At 71.5% G+C, this 25,340-nt stretch carries 22 protein-coding genes and 1 tRNA gene; 11 read left to right on the forward strand and 12 right to left on the reverse strand.

Annotated features, from left to right (window positions below; genetic code table 11):
• The 4 genes from KV394_RS15000 to KV394_RS15015 all read left to right on the forward strand — a co-directional run bounded on the left by KV394_RS15000 (position 1) and on the right by KV394_RS15015 (position 5,515).
• The gene (locus tag KV394_RS15000; RefSeq protein ID WP_247981791.1) at positions 1–939 is read left to right on the forward strand and encodes an ABC transporter permease; all 939 of its coding nucleotides are present in this window, start codon (positions 1–3) and stop codon (positions 937–939) included.
• Entirely contained in the window at positions 936–2,864 is a 1,929-nt protein-coding gene (locus KV394_RS15005; RefSeq protein ID WP_136030533.1) for an ABC transporter ATP-binding protein, read from the forward strand. The genes KV394_RS15000 and KV394_RS15005 overlap by 4 nt, the downstream gene beginning before the upstream one ends.
• Positions 2,865–2,994: 130 nt before the next feature.
• A complete protein-coding gene (locus KV394_RS15010) occupies positions 2,995–4,710 on the forward strand; it encodes an ABC transporter family substrate-binding protein (RefSeq protein ID WP_136045721.1) in 1,716 nt (571 codons plus the stop codon).
• 73 nt (positions 4,711–4,783) lie between these two features.
• Entirely contained in the window at positions 4,784–5,515 is a 732-nt protein-coding gene (locus tag KV394_RS15015; protein ID WP_136030529.1) for an alpha/beta fold hydrolase, read from the forward strand.
• Here KV394_RS15015 and KV394_RS15020 read toward each other — a convergent pair.
• Both KV394_RS15020 and KV394_RS15025 read right to left on the reverse strand, forming a co-directional pair.
• Positions 5,510–6,745, reverse strand: a complete 1,236-nt coding sequence (locus KV394_RS15020; protein ID WP_247981792.1) for an MFS transporter — start codon at positions 6,743–6,745, stop codon at positions 5,510–5,512. The two genes, KV394_RS15015 and KV394_RS15020, sit on opposite strands and share 6 nt — an antisense overlap.
• Complete coding sequence (locus KV394_RS15025; protein ID WP_247981793.1) at positions 6,742–8,115, reverse strand: glycoside hydrolase family 1 protein; 1,374 nt, start codon at positions 8,113–8,115, stop codon at positions 6,742–6,744. Before KV394_RS15025 ends, KV394_RS15020 begins: the two co-directional genes overlap by 4 nt.
• 221 nt (positions 8,116–8,336) lie before the next feature.
• On the opposite strand from KV394_RS15025, the gene rpsT reads away from it, so the two are divergent.
• Positions 8,337–8,597 carry a 30S ribosomal protein S20 gene (gene rpsT, locus KV394_RS15030; RefSeq protein ID WP_136030523.1) on the forward strand — a complete coding sequence of 87 codons (261 nt, stop codon included), beginning with the start codon at positions 8,337–8,339 and terminating at the stop codon, positions 8,595–8,597.
• Positions 8,598–8,809: 212 nt separating this feature from the next.
• On the opposite strand, the gene holA is transcribed toward rpsT, so the two are convergent.
• From holA to KV394_RS15045, 3 genes are read right to left on the reverse strand one after another with little or no spacing between them, the layout of a single operon-like run.
• Positions 8,810–9,847 (reverse strand): DNA polymerase III subunit delta, encoded by a 1,038-nt coding sequence (holA, locus tag KV394_RS15035; protein ID WP_136030521.1) that lies wholly within the window; start codon positions 9,845–9,847, stop codon positions 8,810–8,812.
• Positions 9,848–9,856: 9 nt separating this feature from the next.
• Positions 9,857–12,256 carry a ComEC/Rec2 family competence protein gene (locus KV394_RS15040; RefSeq protein WP_247981794.1) on the reverse strand — a complete coding sequence of 800 codons (2,400 nt, stop codon included), beginning with the start codon at positions 12,254–12,256 and terminating at the stop codon, positions 9,857–9,859.
• On the reverse strand, positions 12,253–12,852 hold the full coding sequence (locus KV394_RS15045) for a ComEA family DNA-binding protein (RefSeq protein ID WP_136045562.1): 600 nt from the start codon (positions 12,850–12,852) through the stop codon (positions 12,253–12,255). Before KV394_RS15045 ends, KV394_RS15040 begins: the two co-directional genes overlap by 4 nt.
• Before the next feature lie 215 nt (positions 12,853–13,067).
• On the opposite strand from KV394_RS15045, the gene KV394_RS15050 reads away from it, so the two are divergent.
• Complete coding sequence (locus KV394_RS15050) at positions 13,068–13,745, forward strand: hypothetical protein (RefSeq protein ID WP_136045561.1); 678 nt, start codon at positions 13,068–13,070, stop codon at positions 13,743–13,745.
• A gap of 25 nt (positions 13,746–13,770) precedes the next feature.
• On the opposite strand, the gene leuS is transcribed toward KV394_RS15050, so the two are convergent.
• Positions 13,771–16,308 (reverse strand): leucine--tRNA ligase, encoded by a 2,538-nt coding sequence (leuS, locus tag KV394_RS15055; protein WP_136037320.1) that lies wholly within the window; start codon positions 16,306–16,308, stop codon positions 13,771–13,773.
• Positions 16,309–16,381: 73 nt separating this feature from the next.
• Positions 16,382–17,692 carry an anthranilate synthase component I family protein gene (locus KV394_RS15060; RefSeq protein ID WP_247981795.1) on the reverse strand — a complete coding sequence of 437 codons (1,311 nt, stop codon included), beginning with the start codon at positions 17,690–17,692 and terminating at the stop codon, positions 16,382–16,384.
• Between the two features lie 42 nt (positions 17,693–17,734).
• Here KV394_RS15060 and KV394_RS15065 point away from each other — a divergent pair, with 42 nt between their 5' ends.
• From KV394_RS15065 to KV394_RS15075, 3 genes are read left to right on the forward strand one after another with little or no spacing between them, the layout of a single operon-like run.
• Positions 17,735–18,406 carry a DedA family protein gene (locus KV394_RS15065; protein WP_247981796.1) on the forward strand — a complete coding sequence of 224 codons (672 nt, stop codon included), beginning with the start codon at positions 17,735–17,737 and terminating at the stop codon, positions 18,404–18,406.
• Between the two features lie 4 nt (positions 18,407–18,410).
• Positions 18,411–19,436, forward strand: coding sequence for an App1 family protein (locus KV394_RS15070; RefSeq protein ID WP_247981797.1), 1,026 nt, complete (start codon positions 18,411–18,413; stop codon positions 19,434–19,436).
• A gap of 1 nt (position 19,437) precedes the next feature.
• Complete coding sequence (locus tag KV394_RS15075; RefSeq protein ID WP_247981798.1) at positions 19,438–20,301, forward strand: 3-methyladenine DNA glycosylase; 864 nt, start codon at positions 19,438–19,440, stop codon at positions 20,299–20,301.
• 15 nt (positions 20,302–20,316) lie between these two features.
• Here KV394_RS15075 and KV394_RS15080 read toward each other — a convergent pair whose 3' ends face one another.
• Genes KV394_RS15080 through KV394_RS15100 form a run of 5 tightly spaced genes read right to left on the reverse strand, consistent with a single transcriptional unit; the run spans position 20,317 to position 24,742 of the window.
• On the reverse strand, positions 20,317–21,603 hold the full coding sequence (locus tag KV394_RS15080) for a glycoside hydrolase family 3 N-terminal domain-containing protein (RefSeq protein ID WP_247981799.1): 1,287 nt from the start codon (positions 21,601–21,603) through the stop codon (positions 20,317–20,319).
• A gap of 19 nt (positions 21,604–21,622) precedes the next feature.
• The gene (locus tag KV394_RS15085; protein WP_247981800.1) at positions 21,623–22,279 is read right to left on the reverse strand and encodes an SDR family oxidoreductase; all 657 of its coding nucleotides are present in this window, start codon (positions 22,277–22,279) and stop codon (positions 21,623–21,625) included.
• 28 nt (positions 22,280–22,307) lie between these two features.
• Entirely contained in the window at positions 22,308–22,835 is a 528-nt protein-coding gene (locus KV394_RS15090; protein ID WP_136030703.1) for a DUF3592 domain-containing protein, read from the reverse strand.
• On the reverse strand, positions 22,832–23,623 hold the full coding sequence (locus KV394_RS15095; RefSeq protein WP_136045772.1) for a hypothetical protein: 792 nt from the start codon (positions 23,621–23,623) through the stop codon (positions 22,832–22,834). The genes KV394_RS15090 and KV394_RS15095 overlap by 4 nt, the downstream gene beginning before the upstream one ends.
• 48 nt (positions 23,624–23,671) lie before the next feature.
• On the reverse strand, positions 23,672–24,742 hold the full coding sequence (locus KV394_RS15100; protein WP_247981801.1) for an NAD(P)-binding domain-containing protein: 1,071 nt from the start codon (positions 24,740–24,742) through the stop codon (positions 23,672–23,674).
• Between the two features lie 134 nt (positions 24,743–24,876).
• On the opposite strand from KV394_RS15100, the gene KV394_RS15105 reads away from it, so the two are divergent.
• Both KV394_RS15105 and KV394_RS15110 read left to right on the forward strand, forming a co-directional pair.
• A tRNA-Ala gene (locus KV394_RS15105) sits at positions 24,877–24,952 on the forward strand.
• A gap of 146 nt (positions 24,953–25,098) precedes the next feature.
• A complete protein-coding gene (locus KV394_RS15110; protein WP_136030696.1) occupies positions 25,099–25,284 on the forward strand; it encodes a hypothetical protein in 186 nt (61 codons plus the stop codon).
• The last annotated feature ends 56 nt before the right edge of the window (positions 25,285–25,340 follow it).

The following is a 25,340-nucleotide window of genomic DNA, read 5'->3' on the forward strand; positions in this document are numbered from 1 at the left end:
ATGAGCACCGACATGCTCGACCCGACCATCCACCCGGACCCCGCGGCCGCCGGCCCCGAGACCACCCGCGTCGCGACGAAGCGCCTGTCGAAGTGGAGCCTGTACTGGCGGCGCTTCTCCCGCAACCGCGGTGCGCTCATCGGCCTGGTGATCTTCGCGCTGCTCGTGCTGTTCGCGATCTTCGGCCCGCTGATCGCGCGCTACGACCACGTGGAGCTCGACTTCCTGAACCTGAGCACCCCGCCGTCCACGGAGCACTGGTTCGGCACCAACAACGCCGGCAACGACCTGTTCGCGCAGGTCGCGGTCGGCCTGCAGCGCTCCCTCATGATCGCGCTCACCGTCTCGATCGGCGTCACGATCGTGTCGGCCCTGGTCGGCACGGCCGCGGCCTACTTCGGCGGCTGGACCGAGCGCATCTCGCTCCTGGTGATCCACTTCATGATGGTGATCCCGAGCTTCCTGATCCTCGCGATGATCTCGAACAAGGCCGGCGGAGACTGGCGCGTGATCGCGCTCATCATGATCTTCGTGATCGGGTGGTACTTCCCCGCCCGCGTCATCTGGACCATGGCCCTGTCGCTGCGCGAGCGCGAGTACGTCAGCGCGGCCCGCTACATGGGCGTGGGCGGCATGAAGATCGTGCTGCGCCACCTGCTGCCGAACATCGGCTCGCTCCTCGTGATCAACTTCACCCTCGGCGTCGTCTCGGCCGTCGTGACCGAGACCGGTCTGTCGTTCCTGGGCTTCGGCGTCAAGATCCCCGACGTGTCGCTCGGCGCGCTGATCGGTGCCGGCTCGAGCTCGCTCACCACGGCCCCGTGGCTGTTCTACTTCCCGGCGGCGGCGCTGACCCTGCTCACGGTGTCGATGGCGTTGATCGCCGACGGCCTGCGCGACGCCCTCGACCCGACCTCGGCTGCAGGAGGCCGCGCATGACCAACGTCCTCTCCGTCCGCGACCTCAAGGTCAGCTTCGCCTCCGAGGCCGGCCGCGTCGACGCCGTGCGCGGCGTCTCGTTCGACCTCGAAGCCGGCAAGACCCTCGGCATCGTCGGCGAGTCCGGCTCCGGCAAGTCCGTCACCTCGCTCGCGATCATGGGGCTCCTCGACGAGAACGCCAAGGTCACCGGCTCGATCATGTACGACGGCAAAGAGCTGATCGGCATGAGCGACAAGCAGCTGTCGGTGATCCGCGGCAACGGCATGTCGATGGTCTTCCAGGACCCGCTGACCTCGCTCACCCCCGTCTACACCGTGGGCGACCAGCTCATCGAGGCCCTCACGGTGCACCGCAGCCTGTCGAAGAAGGATGCGTGGGACCGCTCGGTCGAGCTGTTGAAGCTCGTCGGCATCACCGAGCCGGAGCGGCGCATGAAGTCGTTCCCGCACGAGTTCTCCGGCGGCATGCGCCAGCGCGTGGTGATCGCCATCGCGATGGCGAACAACCCCAAGCTCATCATCTGCGACGAGCCGACCACGGCCCTCGACGTCACGATCCAGGCGCAGATCCTCGATCTGATCGAGAAGGCGCAGGACGAGACCGGCGCCGCGGTGATCATGATCACGCACGACATGGGCGTGGTGGCCCGCACGGCCGACGACGTGCTGGTGATGTACGCGGGCAAGCCCGTGGAGCAGGCGCCCGTGCACGAGCTGTTCCACAAGACGCGCATGCCGTACTCGATCGGCCTGCTGGGCGCGATCCCGCGCGTGGACAAGGGCGACAAGCAGCCGCTCACCCCGATCAAGGGCAACCCGCCGCTGCTGATCGACCTGCCCGACGCGTGCCCCTTCGCCGACCGCTGCCCCATCGTGATGGACGCGTGCCGCGCGAAGGAGCCGGAGCTGCTCCCCGTGGCCACCGGCTCGGGCGACCTGCACCGCGCCGCCTGCATCCGCTCGCACGAGATCGAGGACGGCGGCCTGCTGGGCGGCCTCCCGGTCTACCCCGTGCGCGCGGTGCCGGAGAGCGACCTCACGCGACTCCCGCGCGAGGAGCGCCCGGTCACGCTCGAGGTCAAGAACCTCACGAAGACCTTCCCGCTGCTCAAGGGCGCGTTCCTCAAGCGCAAGGTCGGCGAGGTGCAGGCGATCAAGGGCATCAGCTTCGACGTCCGTGAGGGCGAGACGATGGCCATCGTCGGCGAGTCCGGCTCCGGCAAGACCACGACCCTGCTGCAGATCATGGACATGGTCAAGCAGAGCGAGGGCGACATCGTGATCGCCGGCACCAGCGTCAACGACATCCACAGCCGCAAGGTGGAGCGGGCGCTGCGCCGCGACATCCAGATCGTGTTCCAGGACCCGATGGGCGCCCTCGACCCGCGCATGACGGTCGCCGACATCATCTCCGAGCCGCTGTTCGCGATCGGCACGCCCAAGGAGGAGGCGCACCGTCGCGTGGACGAGCTGATGGACCTCGTCGGCCTGAACCCGGCGCACAGCGACCGCTTCCCCCAGGCGTTCTCCGGCGGTCAGCGGCAGCGCATCGGCATCGCCCGCGCCCTGTCGACGAACCCGAAGATCGTGGTGCTCGATGAGCCGGTCTCGGCGCTCGACGTGTCGATCCAGGCCGGTGTGATCAACCTGCTCGACGAGCTGAAGGTGAAGCTGGGCCTGTCGTACCTGTTCGTCGCGCACGACCTGTCCGTGGTGCGCCACATCGCCGACCGCGTGGCCGTGATGTACCTCGGCGAGTTCGTGGAGCACGGCGACGTGGACGACGTGTTCGACAACCCGCAGCACCCGTACACGCAGGCGCTGCTGTCGGCCATCCCCGTCCCCGACCCGGATGTGGAGCGCACCCGCCAGCGCGTCGTGTTCGACGCGGCGACCATGTCGACCAAGCCGGCGACGGTCTGATCGCCGCGGTCGCGGGGTTGCTGGTCACCGTCCGATAACGGTTAGGCGCGATTCACTCCGGGGCGGTATGCCGGTCGCGACCGCGAACTATTCTTCCCTTTATGAAACGCCGAAAGGCGAAAGGAGCACCATGAAGAACAAGAAGTTGCTGGGGGCGATCGCGATCAGCGGCGCCCTGGCACTCGCCCTCGCGGGTTGCGCGAGCGGGTCCGGAAACACCGGTGGCGGGGACAACGGCGGCGACAAGGTCGAGACCAAGTCCGCCGACTACAACCCCCAGGACCGCAGCAACCTGCAGGAGGGTGGCGAGGTCAACTTCCCGATCAACGAGATCCCCGAGCAGCTGAACGCCTTCAACGGTGACGGCAGCGCGGACACCGTGCGTCTGTGGTCGTGGTACATGCCGCAGATCCTGCTCGTCTCGCCGGAGGGCGAGGTCACGAAGAACGACGCGTACCTCGACGCCTACGACATCGGCGAGAAGGACGGCAACACCACCATCACGTTCACGTTCACGGACGAGGCCCACTTCAACGACGGCACGGACATGGACTGGACGGCCATCGACGCGACGTGGAAGGCCAACCGCTCCTACGACGAGGGCTTCACCCCCAACGCGACCGACGGCTACAAGCAGATCAAGAGCGTCGAGCAGGGCGACTCCGCCAAGACCGCGGTCGTCACCTTCGACGGCATCTATGCCTGGCCGTCCATGGCGTTCCTGACCGGTGGCGTGCTGCACCCGGCCGTCGCCGACCCGACCGTCTTCAACGAGGGCTTCATCGGCAACATGCACCCCGAGTGGGGCGCCGGACCGTACACGGTCGACACGTTCGACCCGAACGGCGGCTTCGTCTCGTTCAAGCCGAACCCCGAGTGGTGGGGCAACGCACCGCTGCTCGACTCGGTGACCTTCACGGCGATGGAGCCGGACGCCGCGATCAACGCCTTCAAGAACGGCGAGATCGACATGGTGGGCGCCAACACCAACGACCGTCTGAAGCAGCTGCAGGACGTCGACGACACCACGGTGCGTCGCGCGCAGCAGACCGCGAAGACGATCATCATGGTCGACGCCGACAAGCCGCAGTTCGAGGACATCGACGTGCGCAAGGCCTTCTTCATGGGCATCAACATCGACCAGCAGAAGCAGATCGCGTGGAACGGCCTCGGTTACGAGGAGCCGGCCGCCGGTTCGCTGAACATGTATGCGTTCCAGGACGGCTACTCCGACTCGTTCGCGACCGCCGGTCTGAAGAACGATGTCGACGCCGCCAAGAAGCTGCTCGACGACGCCGGCTGGACCGAGGGCGACGACGGCATCCGCGAGAAGGACGGCGAGAAGCTGTCCATCACCTACCCGGTGTTCGGTGAGGACCCCACGCTCGAGGCCCTCGCGAAGTCGCTCCAGGCGCAGCAGAAGGAGATCGGCATCGACGTGCAGATCGACGTCCGCCCCTCGGCCGACTTCTCGAACGACCTGACGTCGAAGAACTGGGACGCGGTGTCGCTCCGCTTCACCGACTCCGACCCGTTCGGTCCGGCTTGGTTCTGCCAGCTCTACTGCTCGGACAGCCAGCTGAACCTGTCGGGCACCGGCACGGCCGAGATCGACAAGCAGATCGCCGACGAGGTCGAGTCGCAGAAGGACGCGGAGTCCTGGACCGCCGCCTCCATGGAGCTCGAGCCGAAGATCATCGAGCAGACGTGGGGCGTCATCCCGCTCTACAACGGCCCGTCGATCTACGTGGTCAAGAACGGCCTGGCGAACCTCACGCCGGAGCCCTACGTGGGCCTCGACCTGTTCGGCGTCACGCCGGTCGAGAACGTCGGCTGGGAGAAGTAACACCCTCTGACACGTCTCGTGTCGACGCGGGGTCGGTGGTTCGCCACCGGCCCCGCTTCTTTATGCTGAAGAAGTGAGCGTCCAGACCGTCCTCGTGCACGGCATCCGCACCTCGGCGACCATGTGGCGCTCCCAGGTGGCGTACCTGGAGGAGCACGGGCACCCCGTGACCGCGCTCGATCTTCCGGGCCACGGCTCCCGCATGGCGGAGGACTTCACGCTGCACGAGGCACTCCACACGATCGACGCCGCCGTGCGCGCCGCCGCCGAGCGCGGACCCGTGCTCCTGGTCGGGCACTCGATGGGCGGACTGCTCTCCCTCGCCTACACCGGCGGCGCCGAGCGTCCTCCGGTCGCCGGGCTCGTCGCGGCCGCCTGCACCTCGCTTCCCCAGGGCGCAGGGCTCCGCGCGTACCGACTGTTCGCGCGGGCCGTCGACTCGCTCCCCGACCGCGGCCTGTGGCTCACGCGGCAGATGCTCGCCGCCACGATCCCCGCCGAGAACCGCGCCGACTTCCAGGCCGGTGGCTACGCGCTCGACATGCAGGACACCGCGCTGCGCAGCCTGGCCGCGCTGGACGTGGCCGCCGCCGTCCCGCGCATCGACGTGCCACTGTGGTTCGTGAACGGGCAGTATGACCAGCTGCGCCTGAACGAACCGCTGTTCCGCCGGCTCGCACCGCACGCGGAGCTCATCGTGGTCCCCCGCACCACGCACCTGGTCACGGCCATGCGACCCCGGGTGTTCAACGCGGTGCTGGCCCTCGCAATCGCCACCGTCGAGGCGCAGGCCGAGGACTCATGAGCGGGCGGGCTGCCGCGCGAACGCCGTGAGCAGGCCCCCCACGAGCGACAGCACCGCGGCGGCGAGGAAGACGAGCCAGAAGCCGCCGACCAGCGCCACCAGCCCCGCCCCGAGCACCGGGCCGATCAGCTGACCGAGCGCCGCGGTGACGTTCACGATGCCGAGGTCGCGCGCGTGGTCCTGCTCGTCCGGCAGCAGGTCGGCCGCGAAGGCGAGTCCCACCGTGGAGAAGGCGCCGTAGCCGAGCCCCATGAGCGCCGCGGCGACCATCGTCATCTCGAACGTGGGCACCAGCACGATCGCCACGCCGGACGCCGCCTGCACCACGGTCGCGGCGACGGTGAGCGTGCGGCGCCGCCCCGTCCGGTCGGACACGAGGCCGGTGACCACAGATGCGAGCACCACGAACACCGTGTAGACGACGATCAGCAGCAGCAGGTTGTCCTGGGCGGTCGCGTTCTCCTGCCGCAGCCCGTGCAGCAGGAAGAACAGGAACAGCGCGGTCCCGAGCGCGTTGCCGACGTTGGTCACCAGCCGACCGGACAGCATCCAGGCGAAGTCTCGGTCGCGCAGCGAGGCCAGCCGGGGGCGTCCGGCCTCCCGGGGACGCAGCGCCTCGGTCGTCGGCGGGTCGGGCAGCAGGAGCGCGGCCACCGACCCCGCAATCGCGATCACCGCGGCCAGGAGCAGGTAGCCCGACACGATGTCGAGTCCGAGGAGCACGACCAGCCCGACGCCGAGCACGATCCCGACCGCCTGGGCGGAGCCGACGGCGGCGGAGGCGGCCCCCCGCTGCGTGGTCGGAAGCTGATCCGCGATCAGGGCGGTGAAGGCGGCCGACGACACCGCGACGCCGATCGAGACACCCACCCACCCGGCACCGACCGCCCAGGGTCCGGTCGCGAAACCGGTCAGCACCAGGCACAGGGCCGTCAGCCAGACACCACCCAGCGCCCACGGGCGTCGGCGGTGCCGTCCGGCGCGCGCGCGATCCGACAGGGCACCGGCGGCCGGACCGGCGACGATGCCCGCCAGTCCGCCCACCCCGAGCACGAGGCCGGAGGACACGACCCCGCGGATCCAGTCGTCCTCCGGGGTATCGAGCTGCAGCGGGAGGAGCAGCTGCACCGGGGTGAGCTGCACGGTCCAGATCGCCAGCCACGCCAGCGTGAACAGCGACATCCACCGCGCGCCGGCCCGGACGCGGTGCGTCGCCGGAGCCGCGGTCATCGCCGCGCCGCCGACGTCGTGGCACCGGTGCGGACGGAGGCGATCAGGTCGCGGTACCAGTCGTACGAGGCCTTCGGGGTGCACTCCCCCGTGGCGAAATCGACGTGCACCAGTCCGAAGCGCTGGGTGTAGCCGTCGGCCCACTCCCAGTTGTCCAGCAGCGACCACACCGTGTACTCCTCGACCGGTACTCCGGCGTCGATGGCCTCGGCGACCGCGGCGATGTGCCCCGACAGGTAGGAGATCCGGTCGGCGTCGTCCACGCGGGCCGCCGTGTCGGGCTCGGGGAAGGAGGCACCGTTCTCACCGATGATCACGGGCGGCAGCTGCGGGTGCCGGGCGTGCAGGTCGACCAGCAGGTCGCGCAGGGCGGACGGCATGATCGGCCACTCCTGTCCGAAACCCGTCACCGGCACACCGGGGGTCGGCACGATGTCGAACGGGATGGGTCCTCCGGCGGTGGATGCCGTCACGGTCGTGGGGTTGTAGAAGTTGACGCCGTAGAAGTCGATCGAGCCGCCGATCGCGGTCAGGTCGCCCTCCTCGACGGGCAGCGGCGGCAGCCCGAGCGCCTCGAGGTCGGGGTACGCGCCGTCGAGCAGCGGGGTGCTGAAGATCCGGTTGTGCAGAAGGTCGTAGACGAACGCCGCCTCGTGGTCCTCAGGCGCATCGTGCAGCGGGAGGACCCAGGTGTGGTTGTTGACCAGTCCCACCGCCGTAGCCCCCCGCGTGCGCAGCGCCGCCGCGGCCCGCGCGTGTGCCAGCAGCTGGTGGTGCGCGGTGGGCAGCGCGTCGAACAGCAGCTGCTTACCCGGCGCGAGGGCACCCACGGCATAGCCCTGGAGCGTCGTCATCGCCGGCTCGTTGAGGGTGTACCAGTGCGCGACGCGGTCGCCCAGGCGGTCGGCCACGATCGCCGCATACTCGCCGAATCGCTCGGCGGTGTCGCGCGCGAGCCACCCGCCCGTCTCCTCCACGGTGCTCGGCATCTCCCAGTGGAACAGCGTGGGGAACGGCGTGACGCCGCGCTCCAGCAGCAGATCGACGAACCGGGAGTAGTGGTCGAGGGCTGCGGTGTTCCCGCGCCCACGTCCGTCGGGCTGCACCCGCGCCCACGGGATCGAGAAGCGGTAGCGGTTGAGGCCGAGGGCGGAGGCGAGGTCGGCGTCACGCTCGGGATGGCGGTAGCTGTCGCAGGCGGGGTCGGCGGTGGAGCCGTCGACGATCGCGCCGGGAGCTTCGAGGTAGTCGTCCCAGATCGAGCGCCCTCCCCCGTCGGCGGAGCGCGAGCCCTCGATCTGGAGCGCCGAGGTCGCCGCAGACCAGCGGAGCCGGCCGAGCGCGGGGGAAGGAACGGAGGCGGGGGTCATGGGGCTCCTTGACGTCGTTGTCGGGTCAGGATGATTCTGCACCCGGTACCACTCCGAGCGCGACGCAGTTTCGCGGACGCGGCCTCGTTTCGCGCGATGCATCCGGGACTGGTAGAGTTGACTCTTGGCTTGCGTGTGGGTTCTTCCCTCACGACCGCCGTGCAGCAGCCCTCTTCTGCTGCCGGCACTCCGAACAACTCCTGTACAGAAAGCGTCCACACGTGGCAAACATCAAGTCGCAGATCAAGCGCAACAAGACCAACGAGAAGGCTCACGAGCGCAACAAGGCCGTGAAGAGCGAGCTGAAGACTCTCGTCCGCCAGACCCGCGAGGCCGTCGCCGCCGGCGACAAGGCCGCCGCCGAGAAGGTCCTGAAGAAGGCCACGGTCAAGCTCGACAAGGCCGTCAGCAAGGGCGTGCTCCACAAGAACCAGGCGGCCAACCGCAAGTCGGCCATCGCCAAGAAGGTCGCCGCTCTCTGAGCATCTGATCATCCGGAAGGCCCGTCTCCTCGCGAGGCGGGCCTTCTGTCGTTCCCGGAACGCGTGAGGTCGACACGGGACAAGCGAGGGGCCGGGAACATGCCTCCATCGCGGAGGCGGCGCGCAGCGGCACACGCTCGCGCCGGGACTGCGCGCCGGCGACGCGCTCTTCACGGGTGGCGGGCCGCTGCCAGGCTGCGGGCTCCGCGCGCTCAGCCGCCGAAGGGCTCCCGCGTGGCGATGACCGTGACCATGCGCTCGAGCGCGAAGATCGGGTCGCGGGCGGCCCCCTTCACCTCGGCGTCGGCGCGGGCGGTGGCCTGGATCGCCATCCCGAGCGACCGCTCGTTCCAGCCCGCGAGGTCGCGGCGGGCGCGGTCGACCTGCCAGTCCTTCATCCCGAGGCGCTGCGCGAGCTGACGGCTCGGCTCCCGATTCCCGGCGACCCGCGCCATCGTGCGCAGCTTCATGGCGAACGCCGCGACCATGGGCACCGGATCCGCTCCGGAGGCCAGGGCGTGCCGCAGCGACACCAGGGCCTCGCCGTAGCGCCCGGCGATCGCCGTGTCGGCGACGACGAACGCCGACACCTCGACGCGGCCGCCGTAGTACTTGGTGACGACCTCTTCCGTGACGTCGCCCTCGACGTCGCCGATCAGCTGCTGGCAGGCGGCGGCGAGCTCGGTGAGGTCATCGGCGAACGCGGAGACCAGGGCTCGCAGGGCCGGGGGCGCGATGCGCTTCTTGGCGGCCGCGAACTCCCCCGCCGCGAAGTCGACCCTGTCGCCGTCTCGCTTGATCGCCGGGCAGGGGATCTCGATGCCCCCGCCCGTACCGGCACGCAGGGCGTCGAGCAGCTTCTTGCCACGAACGCTCGCGCCCGTGTGACGGAGCACGACCGTGGCGCCCTCCTGCGGTTGCTCGAGATAGGACACGGCCTCCTGCAGGAACGCGTCGGAGCACTTCTCGACGCCTGAGACCCGCACCAGGCGCGGCTCACCGAACAGGGAGGGCGACGTGAGGGCCAGGAGCGTGCCCGGGGCGTAGTCGTCGGCGCGGACGTCGCTGACCTCGAGGGCCGGATCCTCGGCGCGCAGATAGTCGCGGACACCGGCGATCGCACGCTCGGCGCAGACCTCTTCCGGACCGGAGACGAGCACGATCGGGGCGGGACGGGGCTCGCGCCACGACACCTGCGGGATCTTCGCGGGCTTCGCGCCACCGCGGGCGGGAGGACGGGACGCTGCCATAACCCCAGCCTACCGGCGGCGTCCGACACCGCGATCGGACGAGCGCTGCCGCTGGTTCGGCGCAGACCTGCACGATGTCCCGCTGCCGCGGCGACGACCTCGACGCTCGGGGGTCGTCTCGCTCCACATCGCCAGAGCGCCGTGACGCAGCCCGAGCAGGATGCGTCCGCGCTCGTCGGTCCGATACACCTGGGCCCCCAGCGCGCCCAGCAGGTCGAGCGTCTCACGGCGCGGGTGCCCGTAGTCGTTGTCGGCACCCACGCTGATGAGCGCGACCACGGGTGAGAGCGCCTGGTAGAGCCCGGGGTCCTGATCGGCGCTGCCGTGGTGGGCGACCTTCACCACCGCGTACGGGCCGAGGCGCTCCGAACGCTGGAGCAGCCGCTGCGCAGGGGCCGACAGATCGGCGAGGAAGAGCGAGCGAGGCACCTCTCCCCCGCTGAACTCCATCACGACGCCGAGGTCGTTGCCCGCGGGGAACGCCGTCGTATCGCGAACGGGCCACCGCACGCGCCAGGTCGCCCCGCCCAGGGTTCCCCTGAGCCCCGCGGACGCCTGCTCGACCTGTGCTCCCCCGGCCGCGAGCGAGGCGAGGGTCCGCTCGTCGTCCGCGTCGGCGGTCGGCCCGTGCAGCACCGCGGACACCCGGCCCCGCACGGCCTCGACGCCGCCGGCATGGTCCAGGTCGAAGTGGGTGAGCACGAGCAGGTCGAGTCGGTCGATGCCGAGCGAGCGCAGGCAGTCGCGAAGAGGTTCCGGCGCCGGACCGGTGTCGATCAGAGCCACGGCGCCCTCGGATCGGACGAGCAGCGCGTCGCCCTGACCCACGTCGCACGCGGCGATCGACCAGGCGTCCGGGGTCGCGGCCGTCGCGAGGGGCCCGCCGAGAAGGGCCTGCGCCCCGGCGAGGGAGCCGGCGACCACGAGCACCGTCACGGCGCCACCGCGCAGCACGGCGCCGCCGCGCACGCGCCACCGCGGACCACGGCTCCCGCCCTCCAGGCACACGACCGCGACCGCGGCGCCGAGCCCGGCGACCAGTGCCGCGCTGCCGATCCCTGCGGGCAGCAGGATGGTCGCACCGGGCAGGTCCGCGGTCACCTGGGCGGTCGTCGCGATCCAGGTCGCGGGCAGCCACGCGGTGGCGGCCAGGAGGTCGGCGACCGCGGGCACGGGCCCCGCGAGGCAGGCGAGCAGCCCGACCACGGTCGCGACCGGTGCCGCGGGTTCCGCGATCAGGTTCGCCGCCACGCCGATGAGCGACTGCTGTTCCGCGAACAGCGCGATGATGGGGCCGCACGCGAGCTGCGCCGAGAGCGGGACCGCGATCGCCAGCGCGACCGGGCCCGGCATCCACCGTCGCAATCCGCGTGACAACGGCGGTGCGAGCAGGATGAGTGCGCCCGTCGCGACGGCCGACAGCGCGAAGCCGGGCGTCGCGGCGAGCCACGGATCGGACACCAGGATCATGATCGTCGACAGGGCGAGCACGCCTGCACCGGCGCTCGGTCGTCCCAGGAGCACGGACAGCATCCCCGCGCCCGCCATCACCGCGGCGCGCACCACGCTCGGCTCCGGCGTGACCAGCACCACGAAGCCGGAGAGCGCCGTGGCCGCGAGCACCACCCGCAGCGCCCGGCCGCCACCGCACAGCGCCGTGAGCCCGAAGACCGCCGCCACCACGATCGCGCAGTTCGCCCCGCTGACGGCCGTGAGGTGACTGAGACCGCTCGAACGCATGTCTTCGTCCAGGTCGGAGCCCACCGCCCTGGTGTCCCCCACGGCGAGTCCCGGCAGGAGCGCGCCGCCCGGCTCGGGCAGCCGCAGCGCGCGGTCGACGAAGGCGCGGCGCGCCGTGGCGGCCACGCCGAACACCCCGGACGTGGGCTGCACGACCTCCGTGGTCGTGGCGTAGAGCACCAGCACCGCGCGCTCCCCCGCCTCTGTCGCCGAGGTCTCCCCCACGACGCGGAGCCGAGCGCCGAGGTCGATGCCGTCGGCTGTCGCGGTCCCGATCCGCACCGGCACCGCGACCGGGCGCGCCCGACCCGGCGGACCGAGGCTCTGCGTGGTCGCCTCGACCCAGAGCCGCCCGTCCTGACCGGTGGACGCGGACGACGTGACCTCGACCACCGCTTCGACCACGCGGCCGCCCTGTCCCGCGGCGGCTTCGCGCGACGGAAGGGCGTACCCCACGGACAGCGCCGTGGCCGCGGCCGCCGCGAGCATCAGGAGGACCAGCCCCGCGCCGTGCCTCCCCCGCGCGAGCAGCACCAGCAGGACGACGCCCGCCGCGACGCCGCACACGAGCGCACAGGCCGCCGCGAGACCGGGCTGGAACACGCAGACGAGCGCCGCCGCCCACACCGCGAGGGCAACCGGCACGAGCCGGAGATCGCGGGACTTCACACCCGTACCCCGTCGCGCAATCCCGCGAGCAGCTTCTCCCCGATGCCCGGCACGCCGAGGAGGTCGTCCACCGACTGGAAGCGTCCGTTCTCCTCCCGCCACGCGATGATGCGTGCAGCCAGGGCGGGACCGATCCGCGGCAGCGTCTCCAGCGCGGCCTGGTCGGCCGCGTTGAGGTCAATCCGCGCGTCCGTGGGTGCCGCGGCAGGAGAACCGGCGCCCGACCCGCCGACCACGGGCACCAGGATCTGCTCGCCGTCCTCGACCCGGCGGGCGAGGTTGATCGCGGCGAGGTCGGCGTCGACCGTCGTACCACCCGCAGCCGCCACCGCATCGACCAGCCGCGCATCACCGCTGACGACGTACAGTCCCGGCCGCTCGACCGCGCCGAGCACGTGCACGTACAGCACGTCGGACGACGGCGCGGCCGTCGCGCGGTCGCCCACCGGGAAGGACTCCGCCGGAGCGCCCTGGCCGCGCAGGATGCCCAGACCCACCGCGGCCGACAGCACGACAAGCGCCAGCGCCACCGCGGCGCCGACACCGAGCCGCAGTCGTCGCTGCCGGGGTACGGGTGTCGGTGCGGGAGGAGTCACCCCGTCACGGTAGGTCTCCGCAGACCCCCCGCGACCACGGAGAACCGCCGGTCGTGGACAACAGCGGCGCCCGGTCCGCCGTGCAGAGCCGGAGGCGGGGCGATCGGAGCCGAGCTCGCTCCGACGCCGCCAGGCCGGCAGCACGCGGGAGCCGGCGCCCGGGCACGCCGCTCTCTCTTCCGATGCGTGCCCGCCGCGTGACGCAGACTGGACCGGTGACCGACATCGTCGACGACCTGCCCCCGGAGGCCTCTCATCGCGACGCTGAGCGCGCTTTCCGCGAGGCGGGCTGGACGCCGAGCGGCGCGGGCGACTGGGCCCTCGCCCTGCGCTCACCCGACGGCGTCGCCGCGGTGCGCATCAGCCCGTTCGATCCGGTCGGACCGTACACGGCCGCGCTATATCGCGAAGCCGCGCACACCGGTCAAGTACCGCGACTGTTCGCGCACCGCCGACTCGCGGGCGGCGGCGATCTGCAGGTGATGGAGTGGCTCCACGCGGTCGACGAGAAGGACGCGGTCGCCTTCCACACCGCCATCGCCGAACGCGCACCGCACGTCGCCGAGCTCGTCGACGTCGTGCGCCGCATCCATGCCAGGGCAGCGCGGGCGCTGCCCTGGTGCGGCCCCCTCGATCAGAACCCGTCCAACATCATGCGCGGCAGCGACGGGCGTCTCGTCGCGTGCGATCTGTACTACGCGGACGGTCCGGCTCTGTATGCGATGGCCGGCTCCGATCCGACCCGGTTCGTGACGCTCCTGCCGGAGTCCGAGCGCCGCTACCTGACCGAGATCCCGCTCGCGGAGTCCGGCCCGTGGGACGAGGCGTCTCGCGCGGCGATGCGCCGGGGCATCGCCGTCGCGGACGCCGCGCGCGCCGACCGGGACGCGTGACCGCGGCTCCGGAGGTCGCGACGGATCAGCCCGCGACGACGATGCTGACGATCTTGGGAGCGCGCACGACGACCTTCACGATCTCGCGGTCGCCGATCGACCGGATCACGCGCTCATCCGCGCGAGCGAGCGCTTCCAGCTCGGCCTCGCCGATGCGCGCGGGGACCTCGAGCTGAGCCCGCACCTTGCCGCCCACCTGCACGACGGCCGTCACGGTGTCCTCCACGAGCAGCGCGGGGTCGGCCGAGCGCCACGTGACCAGTCCGACGGACGGTTCGTGCCCGAGCAGCTCCCACATCTCCTCCGCGGTGTGCGGCGCGATCAGGTCGAGCATCACGGCGATGGTCTCGGCGGCCTCGCGCACCGCGGGGTCGCCCGCACCGCCCGCACCGTCGATGGTCTTGCGGGTGACGTTCACCAGCTCCATCAACCGGGCGACCAGCACGTTGAACTTGGTCTGCTCGACCAGGGCCGGAGCCTCCGCGAGCAGCTTGTGCGTGGCGCGACGCAGGGCCGCGTCTCCCCCGTCGAACACCACGTCGACCGGGCTGGACACCTCGTGCCCGATGCGCAGCGCACGCGAGAGGAACTTCTGCGCGCCCGTGGTCGACACGTCCGCCCAGTCCTTGTCGTCCTCCACCGGACCGGCGAAGGCGAGACCCACGCGCAGCGCATCGGCGCCGTGCGCGTCGAGCTCCTCCTGAAACAGCACCAGGTTGCCCTTGCTCTTCGACATCTTCTGCCCGTCGAGCAGCACCATCCCCTGATTGATCAGGTTCGAGAACGGCTCGGTGAAGTCGATCAGGCCCATGTCGAACAGGACCTTCGTGATGAAGCGCGCGTAGAGCAGGTGCAGGATCGCGTGCTCGACGCCGCCGATGTAGGAGTCCACCGGCGCCCAGCGCGACGCCTGGGCGGGGTCGAACGCCACGGTGTCGCTGTTCGGCGAGAGGAAGCGCAGGAAGTACCACGAGCTGTCGACGAACGTGTCCATCGTGTCGGGGTCGCGCAGCATGGGGTCGCCGGTCTCCGGGTCGGTCGTGCGCACCCAGCTCTCCGCCCCGCCCAGCGGCGAGGTGCCCTTGGGCTTGAGGTCGAGTCCCTCGACGCTCGGCAGCTTCACGGGCAGCCGGTCCTCGGGCACAGGCACGATGCGGCCGTCGTCGCCGTGCAGCATCGGGATCGGCGTTCCCCAGAAGCGCTGTCGCGAGATCAGCCAGTCGCGCAGACGGTAGTTCTTCGCCGCACGGCCCGTGCCCGATGCCTCCAGCTGCTCGATCGCGCGGGCGATCGCGTTGCGCTTGGACAGCCCGTTCAGCGGACCCGAGTTGATCATGCGGCCGTCGCCCGTGAGCGCGACACCCGTCGATGCGGGGTGCTGCTCGTCGAGGGCGGCGCCCGTGTCGATCGGGACGCCCTCCTCATCGACCTCGATCACCGGCATGGCCCCCGTGATCGGCGCGGTCGTGTCGACCACGACCTTGACCGGCAGGTCGAAGGCGCGGGCGAAGTCGAGGTCGCGCTGGTCGTGCGCGGGAACCGCCATCACGGCGCCGTGGCCGTAGTCGGCCAGCACGTAGTCGGCGGCCCACACCGGCAGCTTCTCGCCGTTCACGGGGTTGATCGCGTAGCGCTCCAGGAACACGCCCGTCTTGGGGCGATCCGTGGACTGCCGATCGATGTCGGACTCCTTCTGCACCTGCTCCAGATAGTCCTGGAACCGCTGGCGCACCTCGACGGGAGCCTCGGCGGCCAGCTCAGCGGCGAGATCGGAGTCGGGCGCCACCACGAAGAACGTCGCACCGTGCAGGGTGTCGGGGCGCGTGGAGAACACCGTCACCGGCTCGTCACGGCCCTCGATGCGGAAGTCCACGTCGGCGCCGACCGAGCGGCCGATCCAGTTGCGCTGCATCTGCAGCACCTTGTGCGGCCAGAAACCCTCGAGCTGATTCAGGTCGTCGAGCAGCCGATCCGCGTAGTCGGTGATGCGGAAATACCACTGGGTGAGCTTCTTCTTCACGACCTCGTAGCCGCAGCGCTCGCAGCGACCGTCGACGACCTGCTCGTTCGCCAGCACCGTCTGGTCGTTCGGGCACCAGTTGACCGGGCTCTTCTTGCGGTACGCCAGGCCGCGCTCGTACATCTTCAGGAACAGCCACTGGTTCCAGCGGTAGTACTCCGGGTCGGACGTGTGCAGGACGCGGCTCCAGTCGAACGAGACGCCGTACTGCTCGAAGCCGACCTTCTGCTGCGCGATGTTCTGATAGGTCCACTCGCGCGGGTCCGCGCCCTGGCGGATCGCCGCGTTCTCGGCGGGCAGGCCGAACGAGTCCCAGCCGATCGGGTTGAGCACGTTGTGCCCGCGGTGACGCCAGAACCGCGCCACGATGTCGGAGTAGAGGTAGTTCTCCGCGTGCCCCATGTGCAGGTCGCCCGAGGGGTACGGGAACATCGCCAGGACGTAGCGCCGCGGGCGGGTGTCGCCGTCGCCGCCGGTGAGGAACGTCTCGTGCTCCGCCCAGTACTTCTGCCACTTGGCCTGGATGGCGTGCGCCGAGGGCATCTCCTCGTCGACGGGAGCGGTGGACAGGTTCTCGGACAACGAACGCACGACCAATCTGAGGGGAATTGCGGGATCAGTTCAGGATATCGGAACCCCACGGCCAGGGCGGCTCCGCGCCCAGCGCCGCGAGCGGAGCCCTCGCCTTGGTCGCGACCTCGGCGACCTCGGCCGCCGGCACCGAGCCCCACGTGATCCCGCCGCCCGCTCCGACCACGGCCTCGTCCCCCGCGATCACGATGCTGCGGATCACCATCGCGAGGTCGACCGCGCCGTCCACGCCCACGTAGCCGAAGCAGCCGGCGTACACCCCCCGGGGGCCGCTCTCCAGCTCGTGCAGCCGCGTCATCGCCGACAGCTTCGGCGCTCCGGTCATGCTGCCGGCGGGGAACGCAGCCGCGAGCAGCGCGCCGAGCGTGACGCCGTCCGCCAGGGTGCCGCTCACCGTGCTCACGAGCTGGTGCACGGCCGGGTAGCTCTCCACGACCCACAGCCCGTCGACGCGGATCGTGCCGGGCACGCACACGCGCGACAGGTCGTTGCGCATGAGATCGACGATCATCACGTTCTCCGCGCGCTCCTTCGGGTCGCCGGCGAGCTCGGCGGCGAGCGCGGCATCCGTGTCGGGGTCGGTGCTGCGCGGCCGGGTGCCCTTGATCGGCCGGGTGCGCACGACTCCGCCCGCCGCGTGGAGGAACTGCTCCGGACTGGCGCTCAGCAGCGCGCGCCCGCCGATGCGCACGAACCCCCCGTGGTGCGCGGGGGTCGCCGACCGCAGCCTCCGGTACACCTCGACCGGGTCGTGCGTCCCCGGCACGGTGAAGCGCGTGGTGAGGCAGAGCTGATACGCGACGCCCGCGCGGATCAGGGCGCGGCACCGCTCGATGAGCTCGGCGTACTCCGCGGGGGTGTGCCGGGCCACGGTGGTCTCCGGTGCCGGATCCGGTGGCGCGGCAGCGGGGTCGACCGCCGCGGCGAGGAGCTCATCCGCCCAGGGGTCTGCGCCGGTCCCCACGGGGTCGAGCGCCCACAGGCGGTGGCGCGCGTGGTCCCAGGCGATCGCGTGGGTCACCCGCATCCAGCCGTCGGGCACCGGGTCGTCCGAGGACACGGGGGCACCGGCGGCCGCGGCACCGCCCTCGTACGCGCACCAGCCGACCCATCCGCCGAGGAACGGAGGAAGCCCGGGCTCGGGTGCGGGGCCGTCCAGCCGTACATCGTCGGGTCGCGGCGACGGCACGCCGACCCCCATCAGGCTCCACCCCTCCGCGGCTCCGTCCCCCGCGTCCAGCCAGAACACGTCGCCCGCTCTGGCGGCGAGCGCGCGGAACAGCCGCTCGGGGTCGGCCCAGGTCGGCAGGGGTCGGGGGCTCAGGTGCGCGCGCACCTTCCCAGCCTAGGTCCGGGGGCCTGCCGATATTCTCAGGGGGTGGACGACCTCCTGCTCTGGCTCCTCGACACCGTGCAGTCGATCGATCCGGTCACGCGCACGCTGGTCGCCGGGCTCGCGGTCATGCTGGAGACGAGCATCCTGATCGGTCTGATCGTGCCGGGCGACACGATCGTGATCATCGCCTCCATGGGCGTCGCGACGCCGTGGGAGGGCGTCGCCATGGGCGCGGCCGTCGTGATCGGCGCCCTGATCGGCGAGAGCATCGGCTTCTGGCTCGGCCGGTGGCTCGGCCCCCACATCCGCTCATCGTGGCTGGGGCGTCGCATCGGCGAGCAGAACTGGGTGCGCGCGGAGAACTACCTCGCCCGCCGCGGCGGAATCGCGATCTTCCTCTCCCGCTTCCTTCCCGTGCTGCACTCCCTGGTGCCGCTGACCGTCGGGATGAGCGAGTACCCGTATCGCCGCTTCCTGGCATGGACGACGCCCGCGTGCATCATCTGGGCGTCCGCCTACGTCAGCGTCACCTCTCTCGCGGCGGGGAGCTTCCGTGAGCTCGTGGACCGCGTGCACTTCGCTGGCTACATCTTCGTCGGCGTGATCGCGCTCTTCCTGATCCTGGCGTACCTGGGCAAGCGGCTCCTGCACCGCCTGGAGGCACGGCATCTGGAGGCCCCGGAGGCGGGGGCGGACGCCGACGTGAAAGACTGAGGCAATGGCTTCCCCACCCCCGGCGCCCAGGATCCACTGGTTCGCACGGCTCGAGCACCGCCTCCACGTGTGGCGCGAGGGACGAGCGCGCCGACGCGGCCGCAACGCCACCATCCTCCCCTTCCCCGGCTACGGCGGTCCCGGGTGGGTGCGCGTGCTGGGGCGGGTGCTCATCGTGCCGCCGCAGCGCAGCAACCGGGACGGTGAGCCGGCGAGCATCCGCGGCTGGCGCAGCTTCGTCGGCATCCCGGTCGGCTTCGCGTCGGTCAGCGTGCACGTGGCCGACAGCACACACCAGGTCGTCGCTGACCGCGGTGGTGTGATCGATGCCGTGATCCGCGCCGACCTCGAACCCGGCTGGCAGACGTTCACGATCACGGTCGAGGGGCAGGAGCCGATCGAGGCGCGGGCGTTCATCGTCGCGGAGGACACCCGGTTCGGGGTCGTGTCCGACGTGGACGACACGGTCATGGTCACGGCGCTCCCCCGTCCGTTCATCGCCTTCTGGAACTCGTTCGTCGTGGACGAGCACGCGCGCATCCCGGTCCCCGGCATGGCCGTGCTCCTCGACCAGCTCCTGCGTCAGCACCCCGGCGCCCCCATGGTGTACCTGTCCACGGGCGCCTGGAACGTCGCGCCGACGCTCTCCCGGTTCCTCGGTCGGCACCTGTTCCCCGCAGGGTCGCTGCTGCTGACCGACTGGGGCCCGACGCACGACCGCTGGTTCCGCAGCGGCCGCGAGCACAAGCTCACGAACCTGCGCCGCCTGGCCACCGAATTCCCCGAGGTGAAGTGGCTGCTGATCGGCGACGACGGCCAGCACGACGAGGCCATCTACACGCAGTTCCAGGAAGAGCACCCCGACTCCGTGGCCGGTGTGGCCATCCGGCGCCTCCTTCCCGCCGAGGCCGTACTCGCCGGTGGGCGCGCCGAGATGGAGTCGCACGAGGCGGACGCCGCCCCGTGGGTCAGCGCCGAAGACGGCGCCGGGTTGCGCGATCAGCTCGGCGCCGTGGGCATCCTGCACTGACATGGCCCTGTCGCGCGAGGAGTGGCTCCCGCGGGAGCAGGCGCATCGGGAGCGTGCCGACGCGCTGACCGCCGACCACCGTGCCCGCTTGTCCCGCGGCGAGAAGCACCCGGTGTGGGACTTCCTCCACACCTATTACGCCTACAAGCCCGCGCAGCTGCGGCGCTGGCACCCCGGTGCGGGGGTCGAGCTACGTGACGCCGCCGAGCGTGCCGGGTGGCGCTGGTACTCCCCCGGCGCGACCCCCGACGCGGTGGTTCCCGATGCCGACCGGTACGCGGCCGAGAAGCCCGAGCTGGCCGCGCTGGTCAAGCGCATGCTGCGTCGCACGGCCTCGCGGCCCGGTCAGTTCGGCTGCTTCGGACTCCACGAGTGGGCGATGGTGTATCGCGCGGACGAGCACCGTCACCCCGTGCCGCTGCGCCTCGGGAAGGACGGCACCGACGCGGTCGTGGAGTCGCACGACCTGCGGTGCACCCACTTCGACGCGTTCCGGTTCTTCACCCCGCAGGCCGTGCCACGCAACCGGACGACGCTCAGCAGGGACGGGCAGCCCCAGGTCGAGCAGCCGGGGTGCCTGCACGCCGGCATGGACCTGTACCGCTGGGCCATGAAGCTCGGGCCGCTCGTGCCCGGTGAGCTGCTGCTCGACACCTATGAGCTGGCGAGGGACATCCGCCTGCTGGACATGCAGGCCGCGCCCTACGACCTGGCCGCCTGGGACGTGGAGCCCGTGCGCATCGAGACGCCGGAGGGCAAGGCCGAGTACGTGCGACGACAGCGCGGCTTCGCGGAGCGGGGGGCGGTGCTGCGCGCGGCTCTGCTCCGCGCCTGGCTCGGCTCGGACGCACGCGCCGTCGCCTGAGCCGTCGCTTCCGCCTCAGCCCGCCGGGGTGCAGGTGTCGCAGACTCCCCAGGTCGCGGTGGATCCCGCGAGCTGCATCCGCAGGGCCAGTACTCGCGTCGCGGCGTCCGCCAGCCGCTCCGCGGGCAGGGTGCCCGCGTCGACCGCCGCCGCGATGCCCGCGGCCATGCGTCCGGCGGTCTGCGCGTCGGAGCCGGCGACCATGAGCACCAGGTCGTTGCCCGCCGCGACCGCCGCCACCCCGTTCGCCACCGGATCGGCGTAGGCGGGGTCGCCCGACGACAGCAGCATCCCGAGGTCGTCCGTCACCGAGACACCGTCGAAGCCGAGCTCGTCACGGGCGAGCGTGTGCCACGTCGCGGACAGGGAGGCGGGCAGCGGGTCGACGGCGGTGTAGGCGAGATGCCCGTACATGAGGAGGGAGGCTCCCGCGTCGATGCCCGCGGCGAAGGGCACCGCGTCCGTCGTCTTCCACTCCTCCAGGCTCCGTCCGGTGGTCGGGATCGCGTGGTGCGAGTCGCCCGGAGCCGCACCGTGGCCGGGGAAGTGCTTGAGTGCGGAGGCGACGAACGGCTGCTGCGCCGAGGTGGCCGCCGCGACGCGCTCGGCCGCCCCGGACGGGTCGGCGCCGAGGGCCCGCCCGAAGATGAACGAGCCGCTGTCGGCGGTGACGTCTGCGACCGTGCCGAAGTTCACCGTGATGCCCGCACGGGCCACCAGTGCACCGCGGGCGGCGAACGCGGCCGACGTGTCGGCGACCGGACGGTCCTTGAGGGTCGTCGAGGCGGGGAACACGTCCCCGTCGAGCCGGGAGACCAGGCCGCCCTCCTGGTCCACCGCGATCAGCGGAGGCAGCGTCGGGTCCACCGCGAGAGCATCCGTGAGCGCGTGCAGCTCGGCGTCGGTGCCAGGGATGTTCGCCCCCATCAGGATGAACCCGCCGAACCCGGCCTGCATGTAGGCGGCCAGCGCTGCCGGGTCGGTGCCGCCGATGTGTCCCATCACGATGGAGGCCGCCTGCTGCGCCACGGGCAGGTCGGCGACCGCGGCGGCGGCGCGTTCGCGGAGATACGCGGTGTCGGCGGCGTCCACCGTGGCGTCGGCGCTCCCGGCATCGTCGGTGGGCGCGGGAGTCTCCCCCGCGGTGGTCGCGGCAGCGGCAGGCGCGGGAGGGGCGGTCGACGTCGCTGCGGTCGATGTCGCAGCGGGCAGCGGCGGCGCGGCGGCGGGCGGCGCACAGAGGGCGAGCGCCAGCGCGGCGAGCACACCGACCGTGCGCCGTCGCGCGGGCCTCAGGGGCACGTCGGGGCCTCCGCCACGGTCAGCCCGCGAGGGCCTCGGCGATCGGGAGCGAGGAGTCCGCGTCGCCGTTGCCGAAGCGGATCGTGCGGCCGACGGTCGCCGGATTCTGCAGTGCCTCGACGATGACGGCCGCGACGTCGGCGCGCGAGACCTCTCCCCGGTCTTCGGGGTCGATCTGGATGCGTCCGGTCGGCTCGTCGAACGTGAGACCGCCCGGTCCGAGGATCGTCCCGGCGAGGTTCGAGCCGCGGAGGTGCTCGTCGGCGGCCCACTTCGCGTCGGCGTACGCGAAGAACGGGTCGTCCTGCGGGATCCCGTGCTCCGCGGTGGAGCCGATCCAGGACACCAGGACGTAGCGCTCGACGCCGGCACGCTCGGCGGCGTCCATCGACCGCTCCGCCGCGTCGCGATCGACAGCGTAGGTGCGCTTCGGGTCACCGCCGCCCGCGCCGGCCGACCACACCACGGCGTCGTGCCCGCGGATGATCTCGGCGAGGGCGTCGACGTCGAGCTGTTCGATATCGGCCACCAGGGCGGTGGCCCCCGTGGCCTCCACGTCGGCGACGTGGTCGGGATTGCGGATCACGCTGGTGACCTCGTCGCCGCGGGCGACGAGCAGCGGGGCGAGCAGGAGGGCGATGCGGCCATGGCCGCCGAAGACGAGGACGCGCGACATGCTTCCACCCTACGCGCCGGGTCCGACGTCAGCGCGGGGTCTGCGCGCTGTCGATCACGAACGCCTGCGGGTGGTCGGGCAGGTAGCGCACCACGACCGGGGCGCCGCTCGGCAGGTACGCGTCGCGGTCGGGGTAGACCGCCGGGGTGAAGAAGTTGCTCTCCAGCGTGTACTCCACGCCCTCCGCGGTGGTGAACGTAACCCAGTCCCCGTCGATCGTGGCCGTCGTTGGTCGCCCGTTGTCGTAGATGTACGCGCGCGTGACAGGCACGCCGGTCAGGCTCAGGATGCCGATCACGAGCGACCCGAGCATCACGAAGGCGAGCACCCGGAACACGATCCGCACGATCGTCCCGCCGATCCCGGCCCGCGGGCGGGTGTCGAGCGGCAGCAGCCCCTCCCGCTCGCGGATGGCCCGCAGCGACCCACCCGGTGTGGCTCCTCTGGCCGACACGGCGAAGAGCCCGAGGATCGAGAAGCCGGCGATGAACACCATGGCGTAGCCGTGCGACGCGGGGAAGTTGACGAGCCACATGAGGGTGTCGAGCGGGTTCATCGCGTCGCCTCCTTCTCGATCGTGACCGCCACCGTGTGCGGATCCTCCCGCCGGTAGTACGCCCAGATCGGCGCGCCCACCTGCAGCCGCGACACCGCCTGGGGATACACGAACACCGTGGTGTCGGCCTCCCAGGTCGCCGCCCCCTCCGGTGCCACCAGCACCTTCAGCGCGAGCTCGCTCTGCCCCTCCCTGCGGCGTCCGGTCGGGCGCACCTCGAGCACCGACGCGGGCACCGCGGTGCCCGTGGTCCTGGCTCGCACCTGGGCGGGGTCGATGAGCCCGCGGTCGATGCGCCACTGCAGCATCGCCTCTCGCACGGTCGGGTCGCTGAGGTCGGCGAGCTGCACCGTGTCGTGGTCGGTCGTGCTGTACCGCACCGGCACGGGCTGCCCGACCTGGAGTCCCGCGGAGTCGGAGGGGTCGATGAGCATCCGCAGCTGTCCGATGAAGTCGTCGCCCTCAGCGGGGCTCACGCGCAGGAAGAGGTCGTACTGCGGCACGTCGTTGATCGTGACGCCCGTGCGGGAGAGCTCGACGATCGTGCCGACGCCGATCCGGGTCTCGCCGCGGAGCTTCGTGCGGCGGCCGAACCCCGTCATCGTGCCGCCGAACGTGAGGAGCAGCCCCCAGGCGACGCCGATCAGGATCGGGCCGCCCAGGGTGTCCTCGCCCGCGAACGGGAGGATCGAGTGGCGCTGATCGACGCCGAACAGTCCCTCGCCCACCCAGATCGCCAGCCAGGCCGTGAGCAGGAGCCAGACGACCGTGAGGATGATGCGCAGCATGGTCTTCAGCGTATCGAGAAGCCCGGCCGCACTCCGGCTGACGCGCCCTCAGCCGGTCGAGACGGGAACGGCGGCGGCGGCCAGCGCCCGCTGCACGCCCTTCGCGGCCGAGCGCCCCGCACGGTTCGCGCCGATCGTGCTGGCCGAGGGCCCGTACCCCACGAGCTGTACGCGCGGATCGGCGACCGCGGTCGTACCGCGGCCGTGGCGGTCGAGCTGGATGCCGCCCGCGGCGCTGCGGAGGTGCAGCGGCGCCAGGTGCCCGATCGCCGGCCGGAACCCGGTGGCCCAGAGGATCACGTCGACCCGTTCGAACGACCCGTCGGCCCAGCGCACCCCGTCGGGCTCGATGCGTGCGAACAGCGGCCGAGGGTCCGCATAGGCGCCGAGGCGCTCGGCCTCGCGCTCCTGCGGACGCAGCATCAGCCCGGTCACACTGACGACGCTCCGCGGTGGGAGCCCGGCCGCGACGCGCTGCTCGACGAGCGCGACCGCCGCGGCCCCCGCCTCAGGGGTGAAGTCGTCGCTGCGCCAGACGGGCGGTCGCCGCGTGACCCACAGCGTCTCGGTGATCGGGGCGAGGGCGCCGAGGAACTGCACCGCGGACGCGCCCGCGCCCACGACGAGCACCCGGCGGCCTCGGAAGTGCTCCGACCCCGGGTAGTCGACCGTGTGCAGCTGTTCACCGAGGAAGGTCTCCATGCCGGGCACGTGCGGCACGAACGGGTGGGTCCAGGTGCCGGTCGCGTTCACGAGCGTGCGGCTCGTCCACTCCCCCTCCGGTGCCTGCACCACGAGCAGCCCGTCGTGGTCGTCCACGCGGCGCACGTGTACAGGGCGCCGAACGGGGAGGTCGTGTGCGCGCTCGTAGGCCGCGAAGTACTCCGGCACCGCTTCGTTGGCTCGACGTCGGTCGCGCGCGGGCGGGGTGTCGCCCGGCAGTTCGGCGACGCCGTGCACGTCGCTCATGGTCAGCGCGTCCCAGCGGTGCTGCCAGGCGCCGCCCGGTCGCTCGTCGGCGTCGAGCACCACGTGCGGGATCCCGAGCCGGGTCAGGTGGTACGACGCCGAGAGGCCGGCCTGCCCTGCACCGATCACCAGACTGTCGAGAATGCTCACGCTGTCAGGAACGCCCGGAGAGCCGCGCTTGTTCCACCCCGGCGACGCGCCCGGGCTGCCCGCCCCGATTGGTGCCGGTGTCGCTTCGTGTAGTACGCTGTTCGAGTTGCTCCGGCAGATGAGGAGCGGCTTCTGGGCCTGTGGCGCAGCTGGTAGCGCACCTGCATGGCATGCAGGGGGTCAGGGGTTCGAGTCCCCTCAGGTCCACCAGAGAATCCCGCGAGAGATCGCGGGATTTCTTCGTTTCCGGTGAGGTTGTGCATCGGGCTAGCGCCGCCGAGCGCGAGCGTCAACCGTCTCCCGATGCCCGTCGCGCCGTCGTAGACAGGACGCATCCGCCGACGAAAGGATGCCCCATGTCCAACCCGACTCCCCCGATCCCGCCCGTCCCGCCGTTCGCCGAGGGTGACGCGGAAGACGTGCCCACGCGCGAGGTCGACGGCGAACGCGTGCTCGACGAGGATGCCGACGACGCACAGATCGACAGCGCCGAGGCCGACCGCGCCGCCACGACGGCGGACGTCGACGGCGACGACGCCTGACCGCCGGACGAGAGAAGGGCACCGCCTCGACCGAGGTGGTGCCCTTCTCTCCGCGC

Origin of the sequence: Microbacterium sufflavum (assembly GCF_023101165.1) — a bacterium.
Lineage (GTDB): Bacteria > Actinomycetota > Actinomycetes > Actinomycetales > Microbacteriaceae > Microbacterium > Microbacterium sufflavum.